The sequence below is a fragment of the Streptomyces alkaliphilus genome, assembly GCF_014141535.1.
In the GTDB taxonomy this organism is placed as follows: domain Bacteria; phylum Actinomycetota; class Actinomycetes; order Streptomycetales; family Streptomycetaceae; genus Streptomyces; species Streptomyces alkaliphilus.
Genome location: NZ_VKHT01000582.1, coordinates 1 through 3,325, shown reverse-complemented (window position 1 = coordinate 3,325; position 3,325 = coordinate 1). Strand labels below are relative to the sequence as shown.

Annotated in this window: 2 protein-coding genes and 1 pseudogene; 1 reads left to right on the top strand and 2 read right to left on the bottom strand. The window is 74.1% G+C overall.

Annotated features, from left to right (window positions below):
• Together FNQ90_RS16995 and FNQ90_RS16990 are read right to left on the bottom strand one after the other, a co-directional pair.
• A pseudogene (locus tag FNQ90_RS16995) lies at positions 1-233 on the bottom strand (alpha/beta fold hydrolase); the annotation flags it as partial.
• 224 nt (positions 234-457) lie between these two features.
• A complete protein-coding gene (locus FNQ90_RS16990) occupies positions 458-2,053 on the bottom strand; it encodes a DEAD/DEAH box helicase (protein ID WP_228471326.1) in 1,596 nt (531 codons plus the stop codon).
• A gap of 474 nt (positions 2,054-2,527) precedes the next feature.
• Here FNQ90_RS16990 and FNQ90_RS16985 point away from each other — a divergent pair, with 474 nt between their 5' ends.
• Positions 2,528-3,301: a ferritin-like fold-containing protein gene (locus FNQ90_RS16985; RefSeq protein WP_182607164.1), complete on the top strand. Its 774-nt coding sequence runs from the start codon at positions 2,528-2,530 to the stop codon at positions 3,299-3,301.
• The last annotated feature ends 24 nt before the right edge of the window (positions 3,302-3,325 follow it).

Below are 3,325 nucleotides of genomic sequence, written 5' to 3'. Positions count from 1 at the left end.
CTCTCGTGCTGTCCCCGACCGTCCACCGCCACCGCCCGGTAACCGGCGGCCGCCAGGGGTGCCAGCAGCACGATGAAGTCCTCCTTGCTGCCGTTGAAGCCGGGCAGCAGGAGGACGGTCCCGGCGGGTTCGCCGGCGGGGACCGCGTCCAGGGCCGCGAAGGTTCCCCGGGGCGTGCGGAGGCGCCGGGGGATCAGTCCGGTTCCGGGCGAGACGTGGGGTGGCCTGCTCACATCGGGGACTCTAGCCGGCTCCGGTGAACGCCGGGAGGCGGGTCGGCGATCCGCCCGCCGCGCGGGTTCACGACGGTCCCCCGCAGGCGGGAACGGCGGACGCCGGCCGCCCCCTCGCGGGGTGCGGCCGGCGTCCGGATGCCGTGGGGCCCGACGCCCCCGATGTCCTGATTCGCCCCGGTCCCCGGGAGGCGCCGGGAGGCGCCGGGAGGCGTCGGGGCGCGTCACTCCCCGGCGGTGTCGGTGGCCACGGAGCCACCGCCGTTGCCGCGCGAGCGTCGCCGGCGACGACGCGGGGCCGGGCGGTCTCCCGCCGCCGCCTCCGTGCCGTCTGAGGCGGCCGGTGCCGCGTCGGCCGTCCCGGCCGGGGCCTGCGCCTCGCCGGAGCCGCCCGAGCGGGTGCGACGCCGCCGGCGCGGCTTGCGCGGGGCGGCGTCGGCCGACGCGTCGGTCACCGTACCGGCGGGTGCCTCGGACGGGGTGGCGGAGGCGTCGGTCCCCTCCTCCGCGGTGGGCACCCCGCCCCGGGTGCGACGACGGTTGCGGCTGCGGGCGGGACGCCGCTCCTCCGCGGTCTCCGTGTCACGGCCCCGGGGGCCGCGCCCGTCCCGGCCGCGACCGCCCCGGCCCGGCTCACCCAGGTCCTCGAGCTCCTCGGCGTCCAGTCCGGCACGGGTGCGCTCGGCGCGGGGCAGTATGCCCTTGGTGCCCTCGGGGATGCCCAGCTCCTCGTGCAGGTGCGAGGAGGTGGAGTAGGTCTCCGCCGGCTCCGGCAGGCCCAGCTCCAGCGCGCGGTCGATCAGCTGCCAGCGGTGGATGTCGTCCCAGTCCACGAGCGTGACGGCGGTGCCCCGGGCACCGGCGCGACCGGTGCGGCCGATCCGGTGCAGGTAGGTCTTCTCGTCCTCGGGGGTCTGGTAGTTGATCACGTGTGTGACGTTGTCCACGTCGATGCCGCGGGCGGCCACGTCCGTGCACACCAGCACGTCGATCTTGCCGTTTCGGAAGGCCCGCAGCGCCTGCTCGCGGGCCCCCTGCCCGAGGTCGCCGTGGACCGCGCCGGCGGCGAAGCCGCGCCGGCCGAGCTGGTCGGCGACATCGGCGGCGGTGCGCTTGGTGCGACAGAAGATCATCGCCAGCGCCCTGCCCTCCGCCTGGAGGATGCGGGAGACCATCTCCACCTTGTCCATGGAGTGGGCCCGGTAGACGCGCTGGGTGACGCTCTTGACGGTGTGGCCCGTGTCGTCCGGGGCGGCGGCCCGGATGTGGGTGGGCTGGTTCATGTACCGGCGGGCCAGCGAGATGACCTGGCCGGGCATGGTGGCGGAGAAGAGCATGGTCTGCCGCTTGGCCGGCAGCAGCTGGATGATGCGCTCGACGTCCGGGAGGAAGCCCAGGTCGAGCATCTCGTCGGCCTCGTCGAGGACCAGCGCGCGGACCTCGGAGAGCAGCAGCTTCTTCTGACCGGCGAGGTCGAGCAGCCGGCCCGGGGTGCCGACGACCACGTCCACGCCCTTGCGCAACGCCTCGACCTGCGGTTCGTAGGAACGACCGCCGTAGATGGCGGCGACCCGGACGTTGCGGACCTTACCGGCGGTGAGCAGGTCGTTGGTGACCTGCTGGCACAGCTCCCGGGTGGGGACGACGATCAGCGCCTGCGGGGCCTCGGTCAGCTCCTCGGGGCGGGCGCGACCGGCCTCGACGTCGGCGGGGACGGTGACCTTCTCCAGCACCGGCAGGCCGAACCCGAGGGTCTTGCCGGTGCCGGTCTTGGCCTGCCCGATGACGTCGGAGCCGGCCAGGGCGACGGGGAGGGTCATCTCCTGGATGGGGAAGGGGGCGACGATGCCGACGGCCTCGAGTGCCTCGGCGGTCTCGGTGAGGATTCCGAGATCTCGGAACGTTGTAGCGGTCAGGGTTCTTGCCTCTTCTGTGTGACGCGGCGCACGGCGGCGAGGCGGGTCGTGGCGTACCGCGCTCGGTGCCGGCCCGGGTGGGGCGCGGGTCGTGCGGCGCGGGACCCGGTCATCTCGCTCAAGCGCGCACACCGCGCGAGCGGGTCCTTCATCACGGACTCACACGGTCCGCGTGGAGGGCGGTCGGGTCGGAGCCGATCGGGCCACCGACCGGGCATCCGCTGGCAGCCGTCCGCTCGGCCGAGCGGGGCTGGTGTTCTCCACATGTGAATGGGACCCACCGAGTACGCGGCAGGTCCATATCACTGTACCCCGGAACCCCGCATCCGCGTTAGGGCCGGCGTCCGGATCACCTGCCGGCCCGCTATTGTGCGGTCCATGGAGACGCCCGCGAAGCCCGCCGCCGACAGTCCCGGAACGGCCGACTCCCCCACCGACCGGACCGACGGGCCGAGCGGCTCCATCGTGACCCGGGACTGGGCCGCCGCCTCGACCGACCCCGGCTACCGGGACGCGATCGTCGACCTGCTCGGCGCGCTGGCCCACAGCGAACTGGTCGCCTTCGAGCGGTTGGCCGAGGACGCCAGGATGGCCCCGGACCTCGCCGACAAGGCGGCCCTGGCGCGGATGGCGGCGGCCGAGTTCCGCCATTTCGAGCGGCTGCGGGACCGGCTCTCGGAGATCGACGCGGACCCCTTCGAGGCGATGGAGCCCTTCGACGCGCCGCTGGCGGAGTTCCACCGGATGACCGCGCCCTCCGACTGGCTGGAGAGTCTGGTCAAGGCGTACGTGGGCGACTCCATCGCGGCCGACTTCTACCGTGAGATCGCCCACCGACTGGATTCCGACACCCGGGCGCTGATGTTGGAGGTGCTGGACGAGACCGGTCACGCGGAGTTCGTGGTGGACCGGGTTCGCGCCGCGATCGGGGACGACCCCAGGGTGGGCGGCCGGCTGGCGCTGTGGGCCCGGCGGCTGATGGGCGAGGCGCTGGCCCAGGCCCAACGGGTGGTGGCCGAGCGGGACGCGCTGTCCACGATGCTGGTGGGCGGGGTCGCCGACGGCTTCGACCTGGCCGAGATCGGCCGGATGTTCTCCCGTATCACCGAGGCGCACACCAAGCGGATGACCGCCCTCGGGCTCGCCTCCTGATCGCTCCGGGCCCCGTCCCCCGAC